Annotated in this window: 18 protein-coding genes; 10 read left to right on the top strand and 8 right to left on the bottom strand. The window is 44.2% G+C overall.

Annotated features, from left to right (window positions below):
• Positions 1–301: 301 nt before the first annotated feature.
• A complete protein-coding gene (gene gltB, locus ACYVGZ_RS10135; RefSeq protein WP_460754836.1) occupies positions 302–4,753 on the top strand; it encodes a glutamate synthase large subunit in 4,452 nt (1,483 codons plus the stop codon).
• Positions 4,754–4,856: 103 nt separating this feature from the next.
• On the top strand, positions 4,857–6,278 hold the full coding sequence (locus ACYVGZ_RS10130) for an FAD-dependent oxidoreductase (RefSeq protein WP_460754833.1): 1,422 nt from the start codon (positions 4,857–4,859) through the stop codon (positions 6,276–6,278).
• A gap of 61 nt (positions 6,279–6,339) precedes the next feature.
• Here ACYVGZ_RS10130 and ACYVGZ_RS10125 read toward each other — a convergent pair whose 3' ends face one another.
• The gene (locus ACYVGZ_RS10125) at positions 6,340–8,691 is read right to left on the bottom strand and encodes a putative bifunctional diguanylate cyclase/phosphodiesterase (RefSeq protein ID WP_460754830.1); all 2,352 of its coding nucleotides are present in this window, start codon (positions 8,689–8,691) and stop codon (positions 6,340–6,342) included.
• 42 nt (positions 8,692–8,733) lie between these two features.
• Entirely contained in the window at positions 8,734–10,305 is a 1,572-nt protein-coding gene (locus ACYVGZ_RS10120; RefSeq protein ID WP_460754827.1) for a cation:proton antiporter domain-containing protein, read from the bottom strand.
• 132 nt (positions 10,306–10,437) lie between these two features.
• Here ACYVGZ_RS10120 and ACYVGZ_RS10115 point away from each other — a divergent pair, with 132 nt between their 5' ends.
• From ACYVGZ_RS10115 to ACYVGZ_RS10090, 6 genes are all read left to right on the top strand, one after another.
• Complete coding sequence (locus ACYVGZ_RS10115) at positions 10,438–11,646, top strand: multidrug effflux MFS transporter (protein ID WP_460754825.1); 1,209 nt, start codon at positions 10,438–10,440, stop codon at positions 11,644–11,646.
• 95 nt (positions 11,647–11,741) lie between these two features.
• The gene (locus ACYVGZ_RS10110; RefSeq protein WP_460754822.1) at positions 11,742–13,067 is read left to right on the top strand and encodes an MATE family efflux transporter; all 1,326 of its coding nucleotides are present in this window, start codon (positions 11,742–11,744) and stop codon (positions 13,065–13,067) included.
• A 127-nt stretch (positions 13,068–13,194) separates the two neighbouring features.
• The gene (locus ACYVGZ_RS10105; RefSeq protein ID WP_460754820.1) at positions 13,195–13,869 is read left to right on the top strand and encodes a MotA/TolQ/ExbB proton channel family protein; all 675 of its coding nucleotides are present in this window, start codon (positions 13,195–13,197) and stop codon (positions 13,867–13,869) included.
• A complete protein-coding gene (locus ACYVGZ_RS10100; protein WP_460754817.1) occupies positions 13,859–14,284 on the top strand; it encodes an ExbD/TolR family protein in 426 nt (141 codons plus the stop codon). Before ACYVGZ_RS10105 ends, ACYVGZ_RS10100 begins: the two co-directional genes overlap by 11 nt.
• Positions 14,281–14,715: an ExbD/TolR family protein gene (locus ACYVGZ_RS10095; RefSeq protein WP_460754814.1), complete on the top strand. Its 435-nt coding sequence runs from the start codon at positions 14,281–14,283 to the stop codon at positions 14,713–14,715. Before ACYVGZ_RS10100 ends, ACYVGZ_RS10095 begins: the two co-directional genes overlap by 4 nt.
• Positions 14,712–15,683, top strand: a complete 972-nt coding sequence (locus ACYVGZ_RS10090) for an energy transducer TonB (protein ID WP_460754811.1) — start codon at positions 14,712–14,714, stop codon at positions 15,681–15,683. Before ACYVGZ_RS10095 ends, ACYVGZ_RS10090 begins: the two co-directional genes overlap by 4 nt.
• 19 nt (positions 15,684–15,702) lie before the next feature.
• Here the strand turns inward: ACYVGZ_RS10090 and mltA are convergent, their stop codons facing one another.
• Entirely contained in the window at positions 15,703–16,848 is a 1,146-nt protein-coding gene (mltA, locus tag ACYVGZ_RS10085) for a murein transglycosylase A (protein ID WP_460754808.1), read from the bottom strand.
• Positions 16,849–16,920: 72 nt separating this feature from the next.
• Positions 16,921–17,499 (bottom strand): DNA-J related domain-containing protein, encoded by a 579-nt coding sequence (locus ACYVGZ_RS10080; RefSeq protein ID WP_460754806.1) that lies wholly within the window; start codon positions 17,497–17,499, stop codon positions 16,921–16,923.
• A 133-nt stretch (positions 17,500–17,632) separates the two neighbouring features.
• Between ACYVGZ_RS10080 and ACYVGZ_RS10075 the strand changes: the two genes are divergently transcribed.
• Positions 17,633–18,310, top strand: coding sequence for a zinc metallopeptidase (locus ACYVGZ_RS10075; protein ID WP_460754803.1), 678 nt, complete (start codon positions 17,633–17,635; stop codon positions 18,308–18,310).
• Between the two features lie 152 nt (positions 18,311–18,462).
• Positions 18,463–20,403, top strand: coding sequence for a bifunctional 2',3'-cyclic-nucleotide 2'-phosphodiesterase/3'-nucleotidase (locus ACYVGZ_RS10070; protein WP_460754800.1), 1,941 nt, complete (start codon positions 18,463–18,465; stop codon positions 20,401–20,403).
• A gap of 59 nt (positions 20,404–20,462) precedes the next feature.
• On the opposite strand, the gene betA is transcribed toward ACYVGZ_RS10070, so the two are convergent.
• The 4 genes from betA to olsF all read right to left on the bottom strand — a co-directional run bounded on the left by betA (position 20,463) and on the right by olsF (position 26,250).
• A complete protein-coding gene (gene betA, locus ACYVGZ_RS10065; RefSeq protein WP_460754797.1) occupies positions 20,463–22,130 on the bottom strand; it encodes a choline dehydrogenase in 1,668 nt (555 codons plus the stop codon).
• A gap of 13 nt (positions 22,131–22,143) precedes the next feature.
• Entirely contained in the window at positions 22,144–23,601 is a 1,458-nt protein-coding gene (gene betB, locus ACYVGZ_RS10060; RefSeq protein WP_460754795.1) for a betaine-aldehyde dehydrogenase, read from the bottom strand.
• A 203-nt stretch (positions 23,602–23,804) separates the two neighbouring features.
• Positions 23,805–24,110: an isoamylase early set domain-containing protein gene (locus tag ACYVGZ_RS10055; protein ID WP_460754793.1), complete on the bottom strand. Its 306-nt coding sequence runs from the start codon at positions 24,108–24,110 to the stop codon at positions 23,805–23,807.
• A gap of 421 nt (positions 24,111–24,531) precedes the next feature.
• Entirely contained in the window at positions 24,532–26,250 is a 1,719-nt protein-coding gene (olsF, locus tag ACYVGZ_RS10050; protein ID WP_460754790.1) for a bifunctional ornithine lipid synthase OlsF, read from the bottom strand.
• Positions 26,251–26,273: the final 23 nt, after the last annotated feature.

Here is a 26,273-nt window from a genome sequence, read left to right as displayed (position 1 = left end):
ATTTTTATCTGAAAAACATGAAGGAACAGAGGAATTTTCTGTCTGAAAAAACCTCCGCCATAGAAAATTCTCCTGTTAGGGGGAAGTATGCCCTGAAAACCCACGAAAAAGCTGGAAAATAACAGATCCAACAGCCCCTCTAATTTGAGTAGCATCACCCCCCGAGGTAGTATGTCCATCCCGTTTGATGGCTGTATTTTGCTACATAGTAATCATTTTTATTTAGTTCTTTCAGCACACGCCTTCAAATAACCTAATTATTTTTCTATTTATTTTACGTTTCAACTGTGGGAGTTGGTGTATGAATGCAGGCCTTTATCGCCCTGGCGAATTCAAAGACAACTGTGGTTTTGGCTTAATTGCCCATATGGAAGGTAGCGCCAGTCATGAGCTACTAAAAACCGCTATTGAGTCTTTGACATGTATGACACACCGTGGTGGTATCGCTGCCGATGGTAAAACTGGTGATGGTTGTGGACTTTTGATCCAAAAACCCGACGCTTTCTTACGTAGCGAAGCAATGTCTTTGTTTAATCATACATTGTCAGACCTTTACGGTATTGGCATGGTTTTCTTGGACCAAGATGCCGAGCTGGCAAGCAAACAAAGAGAAGTTCTAACAGAACAGCTAGTCGAGCAGGGTGTAAAAGTTATCGGTTGGCGTGAAGTTCCAACCGACCCAAGCTGTCTTGGCCGTATTGCAGAAGAATGTTTGCCGCGTATTGAACAAGTGTTTATTGACAGTAATCGAATGGATGCCCGCACCTTTGCGACACGTTTATTTGTTGCTCGCCGTCAGACAGAAATTGCATTATCCGAATACGAAAACTTTTACGTTTGTTCTTTGTCTGACAAAGTGTTGTCTTACAAAGGTCTGATGATGCCGGTGGATCTACCGTCTTTCTATAAGGACCTTGGTAATGACAGCGTGAAAACAGCGATTTGTGTGTTCCACCAACGCTTCTCAACCAATACGTTACCGCGCTGGCCACTTGCTCAGCCTTTCCGTATGTTGGCGCACAACGGTGAAATTAACACCATAGAAGGTAACCGCAACTGGGCACTAGCACGTGGTAATAAATTACGTTCTCCTTTGATTCCTGAATTACAGGATCTGCAACCACTTGTGAACTTAACGGGCTCTGACTCGTCGTCAATGGACAACATGTTAGAGATCCTAGTGACTGGTGGTATGGATATTTTCCGTGCTGCGCGTCTTATTATTCCGCCAGCCTGGCAGAACGTTGAAAACATGGACCCAGAGCTAAGAGCTTTCTATGAATATAACTCTATGCACATGGAGCCTTGGGATGGTCCAGCCGGTTTAGTAATGACAGATGGTCGTCATGCTATTTGTATGCTTGACAGAAATGGCTTGCGTCCTTCACGTTGGGTTATCACTAAAAATGGCTTTATTACCCTAGCTTCTGAAATTGGTACGTATGGCTACAAAGATCAGGATGTTGTTGCTAAAGGTCGTGTCGGGCCAGGCCAAATGTTGGTCGTGGATACACAAAACGGCAAGGTTCTACATACGGACGATATTGATAACCGCCTGAAAGCCACACACCCTTATAAGAAATGGTTGAAGCAAGAAGGTATTCGTATTGAAACCATCTTGGCTGAGTCTTCACAAGAGTTTGAAAACTTCACTAAAGAAGAAATGCTGGCGTACCAAAAGATGTTCCAAGTGTCTTTTGAAGAACGCGACCAAATTTTCCGACCACTTGCTGAAAGTGGCCATGAAGGCGTTGGCTCTATGGGAGATGACACTCCTATGGCTGTTATGTCGAGCCAGACTCGCCCTGTCAGTGATTATTTCCGTCAGAAGTTTGCGCAGGTAACAAACCCACCAATCGACCCATTGCGTGAGTCGATTGTCATGTCACTTGAGACCTGTATTGGTGTGGAGCGCAACCTTTTCGAAGAAACACCAAAGCACGCTAACCGTATTATCTTATCGTCGCCGATTTTATCGCCACGTAAGTTTAGCCGTTTGTTGGCCATGAATGATCATAGGTTCCGTTTAGTTCGACTGGATACCAATTACGACCCAGCTGAAATGTCACTTGAGCAAGCTATTAAAGATTTGCAAGTGAAAGCGGAACAGGAAGTGCGTAATGGCGCTGTAATCTTGGTGCTAACGGATAGAGACATAGAGAAAGGCCGTCTTCCGGTTCCTGCTCCTATGGCTGTCGGTGCAGTACACCACCACTTAACTAAAGTGGGCCTAAGATGTGATTCGAACATCATTGCAGATACTGGTTTTGCTCGTGATCCGCATCAATTTGCCGTGCTATTAGGCTTTGGTGCAACGGCGGTGTATCCATACTTGTCTTACCGCCTGATTAACGACATGGTTGAAAAAGCCGAAGTGTTGGGTGACCCAATTTCTTGTCATGTGAAATACCGTAAAGGTATTAACAAAGGCTTGATGAAAATTTTGTCGAAAATGGGCATCTCGACAATTGCTTCTTACCGTGGAGCGCAATTGTTTGAAGCGGTGGGCTTAGCTTCTGAAGTCATTGATTTGTGTTTCAAAGGTGTTTCTAGCCGTATTGAAGGAGCAAGTTTTATGGACTTCCAGCGTGAGCAAGCATCTATTGCGGGCAATGCATGGAAATTACGTAAACCAATCCAGCAAGGTGGTTACTTAAAGTATGTCCATGATGCGGAATACCATGCGTTTAACCCTGATGTCGTTCGCAATTTGCAAACGGCAGTGGGCAGTGGCCGCTTTGAAGACTTCACTAAATACGCTGAGCTAGTAAATACTCGCCCTGCGTCTATGATTCGTGATTTGTTTGGTATTTCAGAGCAGGCTAAGTCGATAGCATTAGAGGACGTCGAGCCCGTTGAAAACATTTTGCCGCGTTTTGATTCAGCTGGTATGTCGTTAGGTGCCTTGTCGCCAGAAGCTCATGAAGCTTTGGCTCAAGCAATGAATGAATTGGGCTGTCGTTCAAACTCTGGTGAAGGTGGGGAAGACCCAGCTCGTCATGGAACCGAGCGTCGCTCTAAGATCAAGCAAATTGCTTCAGGACGCTTTGGTGTAACTCCTGAATACCTAGTGAATGCAGAAGTGCTACAGATCAAAGTAGCACAGGGTGCTAAGCCAGGTGAGGGAGGCCAGTTACCTGGCGGTAAAGTAAATGGTCTGATCGCTCGTTTACGTTACGCGGTGCCTGGTGTCACCTTGATTTCACCTCCACCCCACCATGATATCTACTCTATCGAGGACTTGGCTCAGCTAATTTTCGACCTTAAACAGGTTAATCCTGATGCACTAGTATCTGTTAAGTTGGTATCTGAGCCAGGAGTGGGAACGATTGCTGCAGGTGTCGCGAAAGCCTACGCTGACTTGATTACTATTTCTGGTTACGATGGCGGAACAGCTGCATCACCATTAACGTCTATTCGTCATGCGGGTTCTCCTTGGGAGTTAGGCCTTGCTGAAGCCCAACAAGCACTTCGTGCTAACGATTTACGTGGCAATATTCGTCTGCAAACAGATGGCGGTTTGAAAACCGGTCTCGATGTTGTAAAAGCCGCGATTCTAGGTGCTGAAAGCTTTGGCTTTGGTACAACACCTATGGTGGCAATGGGTTGTAAGTTCCTACGTATTTGTCACCTGAACAACTGTGCAACAGGGGTCGCAACTCAGGATCAGCACCTACGTGATGACCACTTTATTGGCACAGTGGAAATGATCAAAAACTTTTTCCGTTTCATGGCTGAAGATACTCGTCTTTGGTTGGCAAAATTGGGTGTGGCAAGCTTGCAAGATCTGATCGGCCGAACTGACCTATTAACGCTATTGCCAGGTGAAACAGACAAACAGAAAAACTTGGACCTCTCTCCAATTTTGAATAACGATGCTATCCCTGCAGATAAGCCGCAATATTGTGAAACACCGTTTAACCCGCCTCATGATAAAGGTGTGTTGGCGAAAACCATGTGGGAAACAGTACAAAGCGTTGTTGAAGAGAAAGAAGGCGGAGACTTCGAGTTCGATGTAACCAACTGCGACCGTTCTATTGGTGCTCGCTTATCAGGTGAAATTGCTAAGCGCTATGGTAACCAAGGTATGGTAGATGCACCATTAAACTTGAAATTAAAAGGCACAGCAGGCCAAAGTTTCGGTGTTTGGAACGCGGGTGGCTTGAACATGTACTTGGAAGGCGATGCCAACGATTATGTTGGTAAAGGTATGACTGGCGGTAAGCTGGTGATTCGTCCACCACAAGGTTCTGTGTTTGCATCAAATGAATCTGCCATCATTGGTAATACCTGTTTATACGGTGCTACAGGCGGCAAGCTATTTGCAGCGGGTACGGCAGGTGAGCGCTTTGCCGTTCGTAACTCAGGTACACATACCGTGATTGAAGGAGCGGGCGACCACTGTTGTGAATACATGACAGGGGGCTTGGTGACCGTCCTAGGAAGCACTGGTTATAACTTCGGAGCAGGTATGACAGGTGGTTTCGCCTATGTGTTGGACTTGGATCGTACCTTCGTAGACAAGTACAACCATGAGTTGGTGGAAATTCACCGTATTGGTACTGAGTTAACAGAAGAATATCGTTCACATCTTCGTTCGGTGATCGAAGAGTATGTTCGTGAAACTGACAGCGCATGGGGCCATGAAATCCTAGAAAATTTCTATGACTACATTGGTAAATTCTGGCTGGTGAAACCAAAAGCCGCGAGTCTTGGCGCGCTATTAGCAAACACTCGTCAACGTCCAGAATAAAACACGCGATCACAATGCCTGAATATAGGCATTGTGAACAAAACAGTTTGACCCATTTGAGAGAGTGCCGCTCGTTGATAGTGGCCACAGGAGATAGCAGCTTATGTCTGAGCGCTTGAACAATGCATTTCAGTTCGTCGAAGTGGATCGTAAAGACCCGAAAAAGAAGCCTTTAATTACTCGTAAGGCGCAGTTCGTCGAAATTTATAAGCCCTTTGAAGAAGAAGGGGCGAAAGATCAAGCACACCGTTGTTTAGAGTGTGGTAACCCTTACTGTGAGTGGAAGTGCCCAGTGCACAACTACATTCCAAACTGGTTGAAACTGGTCAGCGAAGGCAGCATCTTAGAAGCCGCTGAGCTAAGCCATCAAACTAACTCACTACCAGAAGTCTGTGGCCGTGTTTGTCCACAAGATCGCCTTTGTGAAGGAGCTTGTACTCTTGGAGAAGGTGGCTTTGGCGCCGTGACAATTGGTTCTGTTGAAAAATACATCACGGATACTGCCTTTGCTTTAGGCTGGCGTCCAGATATGAGCAATGTTGTACCGGCGAACAAAACCGTTGCCATTGTGGGCGCAGGACCTGCGGGCTTAGCTTGTGCCGATATTCTTGTACGCAACGGTGTTAAACCCGTGGTATTTGATAAATACCCAGAAATTGGCGGCTTGCTAACGTTTGGTATTCCAGAATTTAAACTGGAAAAGAGCGTTATGACTCGTCGTCGTGAAATTTTTGAAGAAATGGGCGTTGAGTTCGTATTAGGTACTTCAGTAGGTGAAGACGTGCCATTTGAACATGTTCTAGAAGAATATGATGCTGTGTTCCTTGGCATGGGAACCTACAAATACATGAAGGGTGGTTTCCCAGGTGAAGATCTACCAGGGGTACACGATGCATTGGATTACTTGATTTCTAATGTGAACCACTGTCTGGACTTCGAAGAAGACGAAGAAGACTACATTAACCTAAAAGGTAAGCGTGTGGTTGTTCTTGGTGGTGGTGATACCGCCATGGACTGTAATCGTACCGCGATTCGTCAAGGTGCAAAAAGCGTATCTTGTGCTTACCGTCGAGACCAGGAAAACATGCCAGGTTCTCGCCGTGAGGTGAAGAATGCCACGGAAGAAGGTGTGCAGTTCCTATTCAATCGCCAACCAGTTGAAGTGGTTGGAGATGGCAAGGTAGAAGGCATTAAAGTGGTCGAGACCCAAATGGGTGAGCCAGACGAGAACGGCCGTCGCAGCGCGGAAGTCGTTGAAGGTAGTGAACAAATTATTCCTGCTGATGCCGTGCTAGTTGCATTTGGTTTCCAAGCGAGCCCAGCCCCTTGGTTTGAAAAATTTGGTATTGAAACGGATAGCCGTGGTCGTGTTATAGCACCGAGTAAGGGCGAGTTCATGTTCCAAACAACTAACGAAAAAATCTTTGCTGGTGGCGACATGGTACGTGGCTCGGATCTAGTGGTAACCGCTATTGATGAAGGCCGCAAAGCCGCAGAAGGAATTTTGGACTATCTAGAAGTTTAGGGAAAATTTCAACATCCATACGCCGTGGAGCACTGGCTTCACGGCGTTTTTATTTTGAAATTTACCCACCGATGCTTTTGATATACCGCTTCACCTCATTGTCAGGCATTGGACGAGCATATAAATAACCTTGCCCAGCCTCAATGTTCAGCTCAAGAAGCCTTTTAACCTGGGCTTTCCTTTCTATCCCTTCTGCGATTATTTTCAGGTTTAATGCATGAGCCAGCTGTGTAATGCTTTGCACGATAGCAAAAGCTTTTGAATCGCTATCAGTTTTGTTGATAAAGGATTGATCAATTTTAAGAATGTCGATTGGTAAAGTTTGCAAGTAAGACAGTGATGAAAAACCTGTTCCGAAGTCGTCTAGTGCGACTTTAACGCCCAAGTTTTGAAGACCTGATAACAATTGAATCGTTTCTAACTGTTCTTTTAACAGTGCAGACTCTGTGACTTCTATTTCTAATCGTTCAGGTGACAAACCTGTTTTATCTAAGGTATTCCTTACGTCGCTGAGAAAATCTTTTTTGCTAAGCTGATGAGCAGACACATTTACTGCAACCGTTAAATTAGAAGGCCAATCTAAAGCGCACTGACATGCTTTCTCTAAAACCCATGCTCCTAAGGGAATAATGAGACCGCTCTCCTCTGAGATTGAGATAAACTTGTCTGGTGTAATTATCCCTTTTTTGGGGTGCTGCCAGCGCGCCAAGGCTTCAAACCCTTGTATTTTTCCGTCAGCTAAGTTGATCTTCGGTTGAAAATACAGCTGAAACTCATTCATAAGAATAGCCTGGCGCATTTCACTCAGAATTTGGTGTTTATGGTCTGCCTGCTCTCTTAAGGTAGGATCAAAGACACGGGTCGTGTTCCGTCCAGAGTTTTTTGCTGCATATAACGCAAGATCACTAGCGCGAAGCAGGGTTTCAATCGTTTGGGTTTCATTATTTGAAGAAGTGGATATGCCAATACTGGCGAGAATGTTTATCTCACCGCCTTCGAATTGCCATGGGGCACTTAAACTTTTTCTTAGTTGCTTTGTAAAGTTAAGTAATGCTTCTTCTGACTCGTAGTCTGATACTATGAAGGCAAATTCATCCCCACCTAAGCGAGCCAGCTGATTTTTGCTTGAACGAAACCTTGCTAAACGATGACTAACTTCCGTAATCAGTTGGTCCCCTACTATATGCCCAAATGAATCGTTGACCGATTTAAAATTATCAAGGTCAAGTAATATAAGAGCGCATTTTGTATAAGGGGTATGTTTGTCAAAAAAGCCTTTTAGACAGTTATTAAAAAATTGCCTGTTGCCAATACCTGTGAGAGTGTCTGTATTAGCTTGACGCAACATTTCTTGCTCTCTTAATACATCGCTTGTGATGTCTGAAGTTACACCACGCCAACCAATAAACTGTTGTTTTTTTCCATACAAGGGTTTGGCGGTTAACGACCACCAACGAATCTCATCGTTTATCTTTACGGGCAAACGGTAGTGATTAAAACTTTTATGCGTATGGAATAAGCCGGCTAGATGAGAAAACGTATGTTTTGCTTCCTCAACATTATTTGCCAGTAGCGTCCCTAGTACATGAGTATATGGTTGGTTGTTGAGTTCACTAGGGTCGAATTGCCAAGCTTCGATTAACTTTGGCGAAAGATATTGTAAGCGTCCTGATGAGTCGGTTTCCCACAGCCAATCACTGGCATTTTCTTCAAAGTCATTCAGTAATAGGCGAACTGTCTGGTGTTGGCGTTCAATTTCGGCTTCGGCTAAGAGCACCTCTAAGTACCGTCGCGCAAAAATCAAAATCATACAGCATAATGTGATACCGTAAATTAAGGTAAGAGAAGAAAGTAGCCAGTAGCTTGCACCGAAGCTTATTATCCAGCCTACAACCAGAGAAGCACAAAACGTAATTGCCCATCCCAGACCAATTCTCGGAACACTCGCGAACATCCAGCTACCGCTACTGATGAAGGCCGCCACAATGGCTAAAAGATAGATCCGCTCTCGATCGCTAAAAATGCTAAATAAGTGAATCGATAAAAGAGCATATGAAAAGCTTGCTGTGATAATGGAGAGTGTAAGGAGATTGACCATTCCTAGGCCCACTTCTTGAAAGCGTTTTTGTACTATGTAAAGCCACCATATTACGAAGTCGAAACCGGCAATGATAAACAATAAGCCGGCCCACACAACTAGCCATTCGGGATGAATTTCTCCCCAAGCAAAGTATAGCCCGCCAGCTAAACAGCATAAGGTGGCAATTAAAGCAAGGGGCAGGATTCTTGCAATAGTACAAAATTGGTAGAAGCGAAAGCGATCTTTGTGTTCGTTAGGGATAGTGAGCGGTTTAAATATCTCATCAAAAAAACTCCCATTATGTTGTTCTCGCTCATTTAGCCTATGGGGCATTAGGTCTCCCGTATATGTTAAAATAAGAAATTAAGAAGAAGGTCATTTTGGGGGCTGGATAAGCTGTAAACTTTCTTCTGCAAAACCCATACCTGCTTCTTTGTAGAAGTTAAAGACGTTATCAATGCCTGCGCTAATGAGTTCGTCTCTTTCATCTTGGTAGCGCGCAATGGCTGCTATTTGCCCTTGGTAATGAGCTTTACGTAGCTGTATTGCGATATTTGTGCTGTCTTCAGCGATTGGTAGCGCTAACAGTACTAGCTTAATGTTGCGAGTATCGAGCTTTTCCCATAAATCTGCGTCTTCGCCATCACCGTAAAACACATTTTCACTATCTGATTGCATGAGAGAAATACGATTTTTATCAGCATCCATCCCAACCACATTATTCCCCATTAACGATTTTAAGGAGGCGAAGGCGCTGCGTCCAACTCGGCCAAGGCCAACAACTAATACTTCAGCGTTGGGGGGTTGAATGAAAATGTCTTGTGCTAAGCAGGTGTCTTGTTCAAAACGCCTAATGATTTCTTTATTACGGCGGTATAGGCGGTGCGCGTTTCGATAGATGAGGCTAGTTATTACAAATGAAAAAGAAACGGCAAGAGCAAGAATTACCAGCCATTCTTTATGTAGCCAGCCATTGGTGACGCTTAGCGCAACGACAATCAAACCGAACTCACTGTAATTGGAAAGAACTAAGGAAGACAAAAAAGCCGTTCGGCCGCGAAGTTTCAGACGGGTGAGTAATAGGAAGAATAAGGCAAACTTAATTAAAATCACCAGAGTAATGATTAAGCTGATAGCCACCATAGAGAAATTTGGTAACGCTGAAAAACCAATGGATAAGAAAAAGCCGATTAGAAAAAGGTCCTTAAAGTTTAATAATGACTTGGTCATCTCTGTGGCTTTAGGATGTGATGCCAGCAAAATACCGATGACTAACGCACCTAAATCTCCTTTAACACCAACGAGATAAAACAACTCATAGCCACCAAGAGCAAGGAAGAACCCTGTTAAGGGAAGCATTTCGCCGTGTCCTGCTTGATCAACAATACGATTCAATAAAGGGCGAGCAGGAATCAGAGCAAACAGTGCAAAAGCCCAAAGAGAAGGAATGCTACCGGTTGCAACAACAAGAAAGACAACCGCTACAATGTCCTGCATGACCAGAATAGCCAGTGCCAACTGACCATGCCGAGTTTTCAATTCGCCGGATTCTTCCAATAGTTTTATGACACACACAGTGCTAGAAAAACTCAGAGCAAAACCAATTAATGCCGCAGTACGATAATCGAGCAAGTCGAAGTAAGGTAAGGTAAAAAAGGCTAACAGTATACCCAATGAACCAAACAGGAGTGTCCATACTCCCATATGAGATAAGGTAGAAGCCCAAACTTCTCGTTTTAGAAGATCCTTAACCTGTAGTTTTAAGCCAATACTGAACAACATTAGAGTAATACCAACATTAGCTAGGGAATCTAGAGTAGAGCTGGGTTCAAATCCCAAAAAATTGAGCAAGAAACCAGCTGCTAAAAAACCAATGAGAGGCGGTAGGTTGATTAACTTCACCGCAAGTCCACACACAAACGCAAATAACAACCAAATAAATTCCATGTACGCCTACTTAACAAGGAAAAACCAACATCGACTTTAATAGTAAGGAATTAAGACTGAAATTTCGACAAGCTTTTGTGTTATTGTGGCTGATTAATAGCAAGGTTATAGCAGTAAAGGGACCGTAATAAAATGTGGCTAAAAAGGCATTTACCTGAAAAAGAATTTATTACGCTATTTGCTATCATTACTTCGCTAACAGCATTAAGTATCGATGCTATGTTGCCTGCTTTTCCTAGTATGGCAAATGACTTAGGAGTGACGAACTACCAGCAAACTCAATGGATCATTTCAGCATTAATCTTTGGAATGATGTTTGGTGAACTATTGTTTGGCCCGCTTTCTGATGCCATCGGGCGTAAATCGAGCATTCTCATTGGCGTAGGGATTTACATTGTAGGCTCTTTAATTGCTATGTCGTCCACCTCATTGACTATGTTGCTAGTGGGGCGAGTGATACAAGGCTTTGGTGTTTCGGCGCCGAAAATTGCTTCTAGGGCACTCATTCGTGATTTATATAAAGGGGCAGCCATGGCGCGCATTATGTCCTATGTCATGGTGATTTTTATCCTAGTCCCGATGTTGGCTCCTGCGTTTGGGCAATTTGTGTTGTCATTTGGGAATTGGCATTGGATTTTTGGCGTGCTGATTATACAAGCACTGTTTGCATCGAGTTGGCTCATGCTTAGGCAGCAAGAAACATTGGATCGGTCGAATAGAAAGCCTTTAAGAGTATCTGTATTGCTAAACAGCGCCAAATACATTCTCGCCAGAAAAGATGTGGTTGCTTATACGGGAATTGCTGGGCTGATTTTTGCAGGCTTAATGTTGTATCTGAGTATTGCTCAGTCAATATTTCAGGATATCTATCAGCTTGGTAAGGATTTTCCTTTATATTTTGCCATGTTAGCCCTAGGTTCGGCGATCGCGAATCTACTTAATGCGAGAATAGTACAAAAAGTAGGCATGACTCACTGTGTTTCTGCCGCACTTTTTATCATGTTTACCACCGCAGTAGTGCTCACAGTCTTTTGTATTTGGTTTGATGGTGTTCCGCCTTTGGCCCTGTTTATAGGAGCAGGTATGTTGATGTTTGCATGCCTTGGTATGGTGTTTGGGAATATTAACGCGCTTGCTATGGAACCTTTGGGCAAGGTGGCGGGCTTAGCCGCCTCTATGATTTCATCTTGTTCCAGTTTTATTGCGATTATTGGGGCCACCATCATAGGTCAGTTTTACCACTTAACCGTCACACCCTTAGCATTAGGCTTTGCCCTATTCTCTGGAGGCGGCATTTTGTTATTGGTGTATGCTAACCGTTACCGTAGAAGATTAAGCTGATTATAAAATCGCATTATCGCTTTTCTTGTCATCTATCTGTGGTAATTATCGGCTAAAATAACGCGTTATTATTTAACTCCAAAAGACCACAAACAATGACCACAGACTCTACCTTATCGCCTTCTATAGGGCGCCAACTCTTTACGATGACTTGGCCTATGCTGTTTGGCATTTTGTCATTAATGAGTTTTCAACTTGTTGATAGTGCTTTTATCGGTCAGTTAGGGGTGCTGCCCTTAGCGGTGCAAGGCTTCACGCTTCCTATCCAAATGGTGATTGTCGGTGTGCAAGTTGGCTTAGGTATTGCAACAACGGCCATCATTGCTAGAGCATTAGGTAGTAAAAATACTCATTATGCTCGTCAATTGGGTGGACTGGTGCTTCTCATCGGTAGCTTAGGTATTGGCTTCATTTGTGGGGTGATATGGCTACTCAGGTATCCTTTATTAGCGCTGTTAAGTGCCCCGCAAGATGTTTATCAAACGATTGAAGGTTATTGGCCCTATTGGTTACTAAGTGCCTGGTTTGGTGGAGTATTGTATTGCTTTAATAGTATTTGTCGGGCGAATGGCAACTCAATGCTAACGGGCATCAGTATGATTTTAACTAGCTTGCTCAACATGGCCCTAGATCCAATCTTTATTTTCACACTAGGGTTGGGTATTGAAGGGGCTGCTATGGCAACGGTTGTCGCTTTTTTAATCGGTATTTTGATTATTGCCCCTAAAGTGATGTCGCGCCACTGGGCCAGTTGGGATTGGGCCTCTTTAAAGTTACTGGTTAGTTTAAAAGAAATTGCTCATATCATGGGGCCCGCCATGGTGAGTCAATTATTACCGCCGGTGTCTTCCATGTTAGCCACGAAACTGATTGCTGGTTTTGGTACTACGGCAGTGGCAGCCTGGGCGTTAGGCTCAAGGTTTGAGTTCTTTGTTATTGTGCCTGTTTTAGCACTCACCATGTCTTTGCCTCCAATGGTTGGGCGCTTTTTCGGCGCTAAACAAATTCATGAGGTGAAGCAAGTGGTGAAAATCGCAGGACGATTTATACTAGCTTTACAGCTTGCCATTGCTCTACTTGCTTTTTTTAGTGCCAGTACCCTAGCAAATATTTTATCTAAGGAAGACGCTGTCGCCAGTATTTTAGCTTGGCACCTGATGATAGTGCCTTTTAGCTTAGGCGCGTTGGGGATCTGCATGATCATGGTGTCAGTCTCTAATGCTCTAGGCCGCTCTTATACCGGTCTTACCATTTCGGCATTTAGATTATTTGCTTTTTTCTTACCTTGCTTGTGGCTTGGAGCGCAATTAGCTGGCTTACATGGACTCTTTTTTGGTGTGCTGGTAGGTAACCTATTAGCAGGCATTTTTGCTTGGTTTATGTACCAAAGAGTGATCAGGCGAATTGAACAGAGTGTATAAATGACAAAGGCTAAAAACCTATTGAGTCATCTTTACAATTAATAATGCGTAATTTTTTGTCTTACTATTGAAAATGCGGTTGAGAATGAATACCATTTATACGTATTCATTTAAGTGGGAGTCAATCGTGGACGACTTAGTACAGCAACAAATTATCGACTTTCTCGTCGTAGGTGGGCCGGTTGTTTGGATTTTAATGGTCTTTTCGGTTGTTGCTCTGAGTATTGTTATTTTGAAGCTGTGGCAGTTTTCAACCTTGCGAGCAGAAAGTTTAGCTAACTCAGACCGTGCTTTAGAGCATTGGCGAGTGGGTAAAGAAGCCAGTGCGTTGCAAGCTTTAAATACTGCTCGCCCGATTGATTCATTAGTTGCCTTTAGCATTCAATCTATTCAAGCTGCAAATCAAGATACCGCTCTAATTCGTGAAGAAGTAGAACGCCGTGCCATGAAGCACTTGCACCAGCTACGTTTGTACTTACGCCCACTAGAAATCATCGCTACGTTAAGCCCTTTATTAGGTTTGTTAGGAACCGTGCTGGGTATGATTACCGCCTTTCAGCAAATGGAAGGAGCAGGGAGTCAGGTAGACCCATCTGTGTTATCAGGCGGTATTTGGCAAGCATTGTTAACCACCGCGGTAGGTTTGGCCGTTGCCATTCCTGTGGTTAGTTTACACAGCTGGCTAGAGCGCAAAGTTGAGCGGGTCGCCCAGAACATGAATGATGCAGTGACGCAAGTGTTCACTTGCGCGAAAGCAAAAACATCTGAAAAGCCTAAGGAAGAGGTTTTACATGCCGCTTAATTTGGGGCAACCAAAACGCAAGCAAGCTATCAGCCTAACCCCTTTAATTGATGTCGTTTTTATTTTGTTGTTGTTTTTCATGTTGACTTCAAGCTTTGTGCCTTGGCGCATTGTAGACACGCCATTATCAAGTCCAGAAACTCAAAGTTCAGCGGACCCACAAGAACATGACTCTCTCACGTTAACCCTACAGGCTAATGATGGTCGAGTATGGTTAGAAGGGCAAACCATTGAATTAGGGGATCTAGCCGCGTTTACGAAATTGGTTAAGGAACATCCTGAAGGGATCTTTATCGTTAAGGCAGAAAGCGGGGTGACCCTACAAAGCTTAATGTCTTTAGCCGATCGTCTGAAACAGTCAGGTGCACAAAGCGTTTCAATTGCGAATGCTTTCACTACGCCGGAGTCGCCATGAAACTGGTTGAAAAATATGCGTCTCGCTCGGGCTCTTCCAGTGATGACAACATGGTACCACTGATTAATGTGGTATTTTTGATGCTGGTTTTCTTTATGGTAGCGGGGCAGATTAAAAAGTCAGATCCAATCGACATTGTTCCACCTAGCTCCATTAATGAAGCCCGCTCAGAAACAGATCCCAATGTTGTTTTAGTAGTAGGGCAAGACGGCACTATTTTCATGGATGACAAGGAAGTGCTAATTATAGATATTCAGCCTTATTTGGAAAATGAGTTCGTGCAGTCATCCAATCCTGATGCCTTTTGGGTGCAAATAAAAGCAGATGGTCAGATTGAATTGGATACTCTCAGACCTGTTTTCCAAAAAATTCGCCAATCAGGCCTTGTTAAAGTGAGTATCGCGACGCAATTGGAGAGAGCAACCCCATGATCGCTACACGTCATTGGTTGGTCGCCAGCCTGATCGCGTTATCACTACATGCTGGCGCATTTTATCTTGTGTTTGCAGCACCAAAACAAGGTAGCCAAGCGGCTGGTACACAAGGCATTGAATTTGACCTTGGTATGCTTGGCGATATGGGAGAAAGTGCCGATACTAGTGTGACTCAAGATACTTTGGCAATGGCTGAAGAGGTTGAACCAGAGCCAATCGTTGAGCCAGAACCAATCGTTGAGCCAGAACCAATCGTTGAGCCAGAACCAATCGTTGAGCCAGAACCAATCGTTGAGCCAGAACCAATCGTTGAACCTGAGTCAATCGTTGAGCCAGAACCAATCGTTGAGCCAGAACCAATCGTTGAGCCAGAACCAATCGTTGAACCTGTTGAAGTAAAACAGGAGTCACCCATTACTCTCCCAGAGCCAGAGCCAGAGCCAGAGCCAGAGCCAGAGCCAGAGCCAGAGCCAGAGCCAGAGCCAGAGCCAGAGCCAGAGCCTAAACCAGAGCCTGAACCAGAACCTAAACCAGAGCAGGAAGTGGAAAAAAAGGCAGACGCGCCTAGTGCTAAGCCGGCCACCAGTGAAGCTCAGCAAGCCGATGTGGAATCCTCTGCCTCGTTGAAAGCTTCAACCGGAGTGTCTAATTCGGTTAATAACGGCGGCAATGAAGGGGCGAAAGCGGATTACTTCACGCAATTGAGTGCAGCTTTGGCCCAGAATAAACGTTACCCTAGAGCGAGCCGGCGCCGTAATGAAGAGGGGGTTGTAACACTTGCTTTCATTGCGTATCCAGATGGGAAGGTGTCTGATATACAGATTCAAAAAAGTTCGGGTTATAAGCGCTTAGATAAAGCCGTCCTTGATATGATGAAACGGGCCACCCCCTTACCAAAATTCCCTCAAGGTATGAATGAGGCGTTTTTACAAATCGTCTTGCCCATCAGCTTTAAATTAAATTAGGTGATGGGCTAAGTCTAGGTCAGTGTTGTCGGGGTAATAACAACCAAACTTTTCCGAAGTGCTTCAATTGACCCGCATGAAATTGTGCGTCTGGGCCCACACCTTGGTACCAATCTATATGACCGGGCCCTTTAATGGCTCCGCCTTTATCTTGGGCTAGCAGTAACCTGAATTCATGTCCTAGCAAATTGCCTTGGGGGTCCAACTGTGGAGTTTGTACTAATAGCACCGCACCTAATGGGATGACACTAGGGTCTACTGCAGCAGAATAGAGTGGGGTCAGTGGTACATTGGCTGCACCGACAGGCTTCTCTAGTCCCTCACTGAAAAACAAATAACTTGGGTTCGTCGATAAAATTTCACGCATTCTATCTGGGTGCTCTTGCAACCATTGGCGTATGCTTTGTGCCGAAATGTCTGCACGATCTATCTCACCTCTTTCAATAAGTTCTTTCCCCAAACTACGATAAGCGTGTCCATTTACACCGCCCCAAGATAATAACTCTTGTGTTCCGTCCGCAAACTCAACCATGCCAGAGCCTTGTACATGCAGGAAAAAGTTATCGACCAAGCTAGCGCTATAGGCAATTTCTAAGCCTTGGTCAGCCAGAGCGCCTTCAAAATCAATTTCTTCCCGGCTTGGGAAACTGCCGTCATCTAAGGGTAGTGGTTTGCGATAAAGTGGGTATTTATACACATCATCAGCGACTCTTCTGACTTTTAATACAGGGACATAATAACCAGTAATTTGCACGTTGCCACGCTGATCTTGCCCTGCTAGCTGATAGGCAGTCAGATCTGGTTGCTGGCTTGGATTATCTAACCAAGTTTGAATGCTATTGAGTGTGCCAATAAGGTCCTGCCGAGTGACTGTTATGTTCTCTAATGGGTATTGGGCATCGGTGTTTTTATTAAGAAACAGGCGCTGTTGCTCTAAACCATTCGCAAAGCTGATATCAGGGCGGGGCAGATGTGGCGGTAAGCTTTCTTTTAAATACAAGGACTCTCTTTTGAACCCTTGAGTATCGCGTCCATTGTTTGCAAAATCATTAGAGTGGTCTATTTCTCTGTGATTACAGGCCGCAAGAGTGAGAAGAAAAGTAATACAACTTAAGCGAGCGAAACTGTGCCTAAGGGAAGAGAAAGAAAAAAGCGGATGGGCCATAAAACACCAAATTGTCATTTACCTAAAAGAGGGTTACAGCTTGCCCATATACTTTTTACAGATCAAGTATCTTTACAGCATGAGTTGCTCATAGGCCTGACGAATACTAATAAAAGTTTCTGTGTCGCCGCCACAATCAGGGTGGTGTTTTTTCGTGAGCCTTCGATATTGCTTTTTAATGTCACTTTTATCGTTAGGCATACAAACAAAACCAAGAACTTGAAGCGCCTGTTGGTTTTTCTCAGGGGCGTTTAAACCACTAAAAAAGCGGCTTAATAAATGCACTACTCCCTCTTCATCTGTGGTTTGATAGGCCTGCCAGTCAAGATAATAGCTTGCCAGTTTGGCGTTGCTGCTATCATGTAGGTTCGTCTGTAAGGGCTCTTCGCTTGGTGTTGCTGGGCTAATTTTAATAGATAGAGGGTGTATGGAAAGGTAGAGGTTTTCATCCTGCCAAAGGTCTTTCTGTAATTGATATAAGGCATTCATAATCAAGAAATGTTGGCGAAATAATTGTAAATTGCTGTCTTTGCTAAGCTGATTAAACTCAGGAAATTGCTGCGTCAGGCTTTTGAGAATTTCAAACTCTTTCATGCCATTTAGGTTCTGCTTTAACAGTGCCAAAATGGGTACAATAAAGGGGTTCTTCATGGTCACTCGTTGCCGTTTTGCGTTAACGTTAAGGGTGTTCTTTTCTGCAGGCTGAATACTTTATCCAGTGTACGGGATAGATCTTAGTGATAAAAGGTAAGCTTATGTTTATTCATCCAGTTAGGCTGATTCTATGTTTTATTTTCTATTAATTGTTCTTTTCTTGGTATTAACCGTGGGCCCAAGCCTTTGGGTTAAGTGGACATTAAAGCGCTACCGTCAGGATTTAAAAAGGATTCCAGGTACAGGAGCTGAATTGGCCAAGCACCTGATCAAGCGGTTCGAGTTGGAACAAGTGCAAGTTGAACAAACTCGAGAAGGACAAGATCATTTTGACTTCGCTGAGCATAAGGTGCGGTTAAGCCCAAGTGTTTATAAAGGGCGCTCATTAACTGCTGTGGCTGTGGCAGCTCACGAAGTGGGACACGCGATTGCTCATGAAAAAAAGCAACCAATAGCAAGGTTGTCTAGTCAGTATCGGCCTTTCGCTATTTGGTTGCATCGAGCCAGTGGCATCCTACTGTTAGGCTGGCCAATCGTTTCTGTACTGCTACATTTACCTTATACCGCTTTTCTGCACGCAGGCGTAGTCGTACTTTCTGGGTTCTTGGCAGTGCTAATTCAATTGATTATCTTGCCTGAAGAGTGGGATGCGAGCTTCAACAAAGCCATGCCTATTTTAAGGCAAGGGAATTATATCTCCTCTGAGGACAGTATTAAGGTGAGGCGTATTCTAACTGCCTGTGCTTTTACTTATGTGGCTGGTGCCTTATTGCGAATGCTGTTTTTCTGGCGCTGGTTGAAAAAATAACTAAATAGTCATTTAATAAAAAACATCATGAAATATTCATCTTTTATCTATATGATGAAAGTTGTCTGCTTGGTTAATAAATGGCCATAGAACTCTTTTTTTAGCCAATATAAATAATAAGTAACAACATACACTTAGTTCGGGGAATGAATATGCCAACTTTTTCTTTCAAGAAAGCGGCGCTGCTTGCTTCAACCGTGTCGCTACTGCCTATTTCGGCAATAGCTTCAACCATTGATTTACGAGTAATGGAAACGACGGACATTCATATGAATATCGTCGATTATGATTATTATGGGGATAAGCAAAGTGATACTGTGGGCTTATCTAGAGTCGCGACCTTAATTAAGGCCGCTAGGGCTGAGGTGACGAATTCAGTCTTGGTCGATAATGGTGATTTGTTACAAGGCTCACCGCTAGGGGACTTTGTCGCGAAAGGTCGAGTACTGAGATTTGGTGAAACACACCCTGCTTATAAAGCGATGAATCTACTGGACTACGATGTTGCTAATATTGGTAATCACGAGTTTAACTACGGCTTAGATTTTTTGATGAAAAGTTTGAGTGGAGCGAACTTTCCTTATGTGAATGCTAATGTGTACTTAGACGATGGCGATCAAGATCCTAGTAATGACCAACCGTACTTTCAGCCTTACTTGATTCAAGAAAAAACGGTAATTGATTCAGAAGGCCAACCGCAAACTGTAAAAATTGGTTACATCGGTTTTGTGCCTCCACAAATCATGACCTGGGATAAAGACAACTTGACGGGCAAGGTCGTAGCGAAAGACATTATTGCAACGGCTAATCGCTATGTCCCTGAAATGAAAGCAAAAGGAGCTGATGTCATTATTGCTATTCCGCACAGTGGTATGAAGGCTTCTGCTTATGAAAAAGGCGAAGAAAACGCGAGTTATCACTTAGCCAAAGTAGATGGCATCGACGCAATTCTATTTGGTCACTCTCATCGAGTATTCCCAGGTGACAAAGAACTGGCTAACTTTCCAGAAGTAGACAGCGAGAAGGGTACAGTATTTGGCACTTTTGCTACTATGCCAGGCTTTTGGGGGTCACATTTAGGGGTAGTAGACCTAGTACTAGATGAAAACAATGAAGGTGGTTGGGACGTTGTTGACGGCCAAGCATCTGTAAGAGCAATTTACCGTCGTGACGGTCGTAAGAAGATTCCTCTTGTAACTGCGGATGCGGCCATTAATGACGCCGTAGAAACAGAGCATCAAGGCACATTAAGCTACATGCGCCGTAAAGTGGGTGAGTCAACAGGCAGTATTAATAGTTACTTCTCTTTGGTGCAAGATGACCCATCTATTCAAGTAGTGAACAATGCACAGACCTGGTATGTAAAAAATATTGTTCGTGGTACGTCTTATGAAGGGTTACCTATTCTGTCTGCAGGCGCGCCGTTTAAAGCTGGCGGTCGTGGTGGCCCAGAATATTACACGGATGTACCGAAAGGCGACATCGCTCTGAAAAATGTCAGTGACCTGTATATTTACCCTAACGACTTGAAAGTCGTTAAGTTAACGGGTGAGCAAGTCATTGAATGGTTAGAAGTGGCGGCTGGTCAGTTTAATCAAATTGATCCTAATTCAAGTGCTCCTCAAGCACTCATTAACAGTGCTTTTCCAACTTACAACTTTGATGTCATTGATGGTATTAGCTATAAGATTAATGTAACTGATCCTGCTCGTTATGATAAAGAAGGTACTCTTATTCATCCTGAGGCGCGTCGTATTGAGTCTGTGACTTATCAAGGCAAACCAATTGATTTACAAGCTGACTTCTTAGTTGCGACGAACAACTATCGTGCCACAGGCGGTGGTCATTTCCCTAACTTATCAGGTGATACCATTGTCATTGATGCGCCAGATAAAAACCGTGATGTAGTGGCCAACTATTTGTTGAGCCAAAAAACCATTAACCCAAGTGTGGACAACAATTGGCAGTTTACGGACTTTGGTAAGGCAAAAGTTCAGTTTGTCAGCTCTCCAAATGCTCGTGCATTGGCGCCAGACAATATGATGTTTAAATCGTTAGATGATAAAGGTTTTGCGGTGTTTGAGTTTCAATAAACACTGACCTTTGAGCAAAAAAGCCCTAACTCTCGTTAGGGTTTTTTTTGTTAGCTTGTTTATCTTTGTTTACTGGCATAGTCTGGATGAATCCAAACTTCAGCATTTAAAGGCTCTAGGGCTTGCTTCCCTAAAATTGCATCGGCTGCCTTTTCCGCTACCATTATGGTAGGAGCATTGAGGTTGCCGTTAGTAATAGAAGGAAAGATAGAAGAGTCTACCACGCGCAAGCGTTTCATACCGCGCACCTGGCATTGTGCATCAAGCACGGCCATAGGATCATCGTCGCTGCCCATTTTACAGGTACAAGACGGATGATAGGCGCTCTCTACGTTTTCTTTCACCCATTGGTCTATTTGCTCGTCAGTTTGGATGGACATACCTGGTTGAATTTCGTCACCACGGTATGGGGCCAAAGCAGGCTGTTGTAGGACTTCACGAGTTAAACGAATGGTGTCACGCCAATCTTGTTTGTCTTGCTCGGTGGAAATGTAATTAAACAAAATACGAGGTTTGTCACTTGGGTTCGCCGATGTAATCCACACTTTGCCTCGGCTTTCCGGCTTGTTCGGCCCGACATGAACCTGGAAGCCATGTCCTGCAACGGCGGCTTTGCCATCGTAGCGCATGGCCGCAGGTAAGAAATGGTATTGGATATTCGGCCACTTTAAACCAGCTCTTGAGCGAATGAAGCCACAGGATTCAAAGTGGTTAGTCGCACCTAGACCGTCTTTGAATAAAAGCCAGCGCGAACCAATTAGACCTTTACTGATTAAGCCAAGTTTACTGTTTAACGTAACCGGCTCTTTACAATAATATTGGAAGTAGACTTCAAGGTGATCTTGCAGGTTCTCGCCTACTCCAGGTAAGTCGTGGATAACTTCTACACCTGCTTGCTCAAGTACTTTTGCTGGGCCTATGCCCGATAACTGAAGCAATTGTGGAGAACCAATGGAGCCAGCACTTAAAATTACTTCTTTGCGGCTTCTTACTTGCTCGACCTTACCACTTTGACTGAACTCAACACCAACGGCTTGTTGCTCTTCTAGTAGTACTTTATGACTTAGCACGCCAGTACGAACGGTTAAGTTCGAGCGCTTCATAGCTCGGCGCAAATAGGCGTTGGAAGTGGAGGCTCGAACACCTTTGTCGACCGTCATGTGCATTGCGCCAAAACCTTCTTGACGATAACCATTGTAGTCATCGGTTTTACCGTAACCCGCTTCTTCTCCAGCAGCAATAAAAGCCTGATACAGAGGGTTGTAGGTCATATTGTTACCGTTATTGGTGGCAACAGGGCCATTGCCGCCACGGTACAAATCCGCACCTTGATGCCATGACTCTGCTCTTTTGAAATAGGGTAAGCAGTGTTGATAGTCCCAACCTTCAGCGCCGAGCTCCTGCCACTCATCAAAATCACAAGCGTGTCCACGCACGTAAACCATGCCGTTAATGGAGGACGAGCCACCTAGTACTTTCCCTCTTGGACAGTGCATCTCTCTACCATCAAGGCCGGCTTCTTGGTCGGTATGAAACTGCCAAGCAAATTTATCTGTATTCATTGGGTAAGAAAGGGCCGTGGGCATTTGAATAAAAATGCTTTTATCCGAGCCGCCTTTCTCTAATAGCAAAACGGAATGTTCTCCACTCTCTGTCAGCCGGTCAGCTAACACACACCCTGCGGAGCCTGCGCCCACAATGATGTAGTCGTATGTTTGTGATGCCATGCTGTGCTCCGCTTTAGTATGGGTTAGGAATATCGTTTAAGTCGACAAACACGCTCTTGGTTTGTGTGTAATGATAGAGTGTTTCAATACCATTTTCGCGGCCAATCCCCGACTCTTTATAGCCCCCCACAGGCATTTCCGCTGGCGATGCACCCCATGCATTAATCCAGCATATACCAGCTTGTAGGCGTGCTATCACACGGTGCGCACGAGCAAAATCTTTTGTGAAAACACCAGCGGCTAGGCCATACTTGGAATCGTTGGCGCGAGCAATGACTTCCTCTTCATCTGTAAAGCTGAGTACAGACATAACAGGACCAAAGATTTCATCACGAACTTGAGGCATGTCATCGGTGCAGTCTGAAAAAACCGTTGGTGCAACAAAGGCACCATTTTCTAGTCCATTATCTGTTACTTGGTAGCCACCACATAAAAGGGTAGCGCCCGCTTCTTTACCCGCTTCGATGAAACTCAAGACTTTATTCATGTGTGCTTTCGATATTAAAGCACCTACCTGGGTTTCCATATTCAAAGGATCACCCACGACCATAGCTTCAGTGCGGGTTTTAAGCTCGTTTAAAAACGCGTCTTTGATATCCTGATGCACAAATACGCGTGTGCCATTGGTGCAGACTTCACCTTGGGTATAGAAGTTCGCCAGCATAGCCGCAGACACGGCTTGATCTACCGGCATATCTGGGAAGATGATCATTGGTGACTTGCCACCTAGCTCCATAGTGACTTCTTTAAGAGATTGGGCAGCCGCGGCCATGACTTTCTTGCCGGTGCCTACTTCACCAGTAAAAGATACTTTATCTATGGCAGGGTGATTTGTAATTAACTGGCCGGTACGGGCATCCCCTTGTACCACATTAAACACGCCATCAGGCAGACCTGCTTGAGTGTAAATTTCGGCTAGCTTGAGGGCGCTTAAAGGCGTTTCTTCAGAGGGTTTGAAAATCATGGCATTACCTGCTGCCAGTGCAGGCCCCGATTTCCAGCAAGCTATTTGAATAGGGTAATTCCAAGCGCCAATACCAGCACAAATCCCTAGCGGCTCACGCTTTGTATAAAAGAAATTGCCAGCCCCTAAGTCCTGATAGTCACCTTGTATTTTATCTGCCAAGCCAGCGTAATACTCAATGACATCAGCGCCAGTTTCTATATCGACACAAATGGCTTCTTGTAAGGGCTTTCCAGTATCTAATACTTCTAAGCGGGCAAGCTCAGCGTTATTTTCGCGCAGTAGGTCTGCAGCTTTTTTAAGAATTCTGCCGCGTTCTACCGCGCTCATAGCAGCCCAAACCGCTTGGCCTTTTTTGGCGGATTCGATAGCCGCTTCTAGTTCAGCAGCACCGGCGAGCTCAACTGTTTCAATGACTTCACCTGTCGCTGGGTTGCTAGTCGAGAAAAATTCTCCGCTACTAGATGGAAAATACTGACCGTGAATGTATTGCTGTTTATGTGTCATGAGAATCCTCTACGCTGAGCCGTCTTAAAAGTTTTATTTAAATGCTTGTTCAATAAAAATAATTGTACCACTTTTTAGGAGAAGCTTTCATCAGTAGTGATGTGTAAGGCTGTGTCAAAAAAGTGCATTTTGTCTTTGCAGCTAGAAAAACAAGGGGAGGGATAGGGAGCAGGGCAAGAACACGGCTCCCTATTGGGTATACTCTAAACGTGAATGATGCAATTGTCTTCATGACTGATGGGGCTGGTAGCATAACCATCAGCAGCTTCATCATTTAGCCAGATTAGACCATCTACCAAGTAGCGGAATTGATAAGATTTATCTATAGCAAGGTTGATCGTAGAGCTATAGACTCCAGATTTTTGCTTGCGCATTGGGTTAGCCGTCGCATCCCAGTTGTTAAAGTCACCGACCACAGATACTTGTTTTGCCTTGCTAAGCAAGGCAGCAGAGAGGGCAAATTTCGTTTTACATTCTGGTTTGCTTTTTAAGTACTTTTTCTCAATCATGTTTCACTCCTAGACTCAATTTTGAGGCGCACTTCTTTATGACAATAGAGACGCTAAAGCAGGCTTCACAGGCTTCTTACTTCGATAAAGGCAACTCCCGTGCCAAACATGTGAACTGGCAAGTCTTATTATAAAGTAATTTACCAGTGGCTCCATTCTAAATAAAAACATGATCCTGCCATAAGGAGCAAAAGTGTAAATTTTTCCCACTCCCAAAGATCATGACTATACTGAGATTACCCCAATCAAATGGATGAGGTGAGGTTATGAGCTTACAAGTAATAGTGTTAATTCTATTGTCAGTGATGCTCCTAATAAAGGTGTGCTATTTGCTTTTTATACGTCGCGCACCTAATCAAGAGCACCCTAACCAAGTAACTAAGCACCATGCACATAAACACACTAAGTCACATCATTAGCACTAAACGTGAACACCACGGTAGCGCTTATTCTTCGCTTCTTTGACTGTATTTAGGTCTACTAAGACTAACCCGTCGATACAGTAGCCAAAGTCGGCGTCTACGCCAAAGTCTAAGAAGCGAACTCCTCCTTCCTCGCACAATTCACTGTACTGTTTAAATAGCGTGGGTACTGTTGCCCCAAACTGGCTCAATTGCTCTTTGAGAACTCTGAAATCTTCTTCGTAGCTGTTGCCAGAAAAAATACCTTGTATAAGTTCTTTATGCTCAGGAGATACCTGATAAGGGGTATAAGAGCGGGCTAAATGTTCTTTGTCGGCATAATATGTTTTGTAAAAGCTCACGATGAGGTCCTTGGCAATCTGAGGATAGCTGTTACTCAAGCTCACCGGACCAAACATGTATCGGATCTTAGGATTACGGTTAAGATAAGCGCCAATACCATACCAAAGGTAATCAAGGCTGCGCTTGCCCCAATATTTAGGCTGAACAAAACTACGGCCTAATTCGATACCTTGCTCGAAATAGGGTTCCATCTCACAGGAATAACGAAACAGTTCCGCACTGTAAATTTTATTCTTACTATTTTCTTCCATGTATCGGGCAACTTCACCAATGCGATAAGCACCAACAATCTCTAATTCTTCTTCATCCCATAGTATTAAATGACGATAATACTGGTCGAATTTATCAAGGTCAGTACGCTCTCCAGTTCCTTCACCAACCTTACGAAATGCAATCTCCCTTAAGCGGCCAATTTCTTTCATGGTGACCGAAGAGGGGTCGTAATCAAATAAGTAAATCTGCTTGTTATCTTTAGTGCTGCCTAAATGTTCAGACTGCTTTAACTCAGACTTTATTTGTTGACGGTTTTGTGGGTGATCTACTGTCTTTTCCGTTTTAAATAGAGGCTTTTTACCCTTTGCGATACGGTACAAATGGCGCTTAACTAATTTGTTTTTTTCTTTATCACTAAGAGGTAGGTTAGCCAGCTCTTGAATGGGAATCGGTTGCCCCACTTGCATAGGAATCTTATTGTTTTTTTGACGAAACATTTCGTTAGCTAGCTGAATAGTCGATAAAGGTCGATATACCAAGGAGCTGGTATAAAACAGCATAGAATTACGCCCGCCTATATGCACGGGTAGCAGTGGGCTGTTGGTCTTTTGAGCCAACTTTAGGTAGTTGTGATTCCAGCGTTGGTCTTTTACACCGCTCGGTGACAGGCGGGAAACTTCTCCGGCTGGAAAAATGATTACCGCTTCTTCATTATGCAGACAATTCATAATGGCTTTTAACTGTTGGCGGCCTGTTTTTCCGCCAATGTTATCAACGGGTAATACCAGATTTTGTAATCCTTCGAATCCCATTAACAGGTCGTTGCCGACGATTTTGACATCAGGACGAATCTCACCTACTAGGCGTAATAAGGCAAGGCCATCCAACGCACCAAGGGGATGGTTAGCAATGATCATCACCCGCCCACTGGCCGGAATGTTACGACGGTCTACCTGGCTGACCTGATATCCAAAGTTAAAGTGATCCAATACCCGGTCAATAAACTCGAACCCCATGCAATCGCCATTTTGGTCTAAAAACTGGTTGACTTCGGACTCATGGAATAAACGTTTTAACACACTCACTGTGGGGCGAGTAATGATGGGGCTTTTGTCAAAGAACTGGGGGGATTTACTGGCAATCAATTGTTCAACTTGTATCACTGTTTGGCTCCACCAAGGGTATG

It is taken from the genome of Marinomonas epiphytica (genome assembly GCF_054780655.1).
The sequence above is the reverse complement of the archived record's forward strand: the minus strand, read 5'-3'. Positions and strand labels throughout refer to the sequence as shown.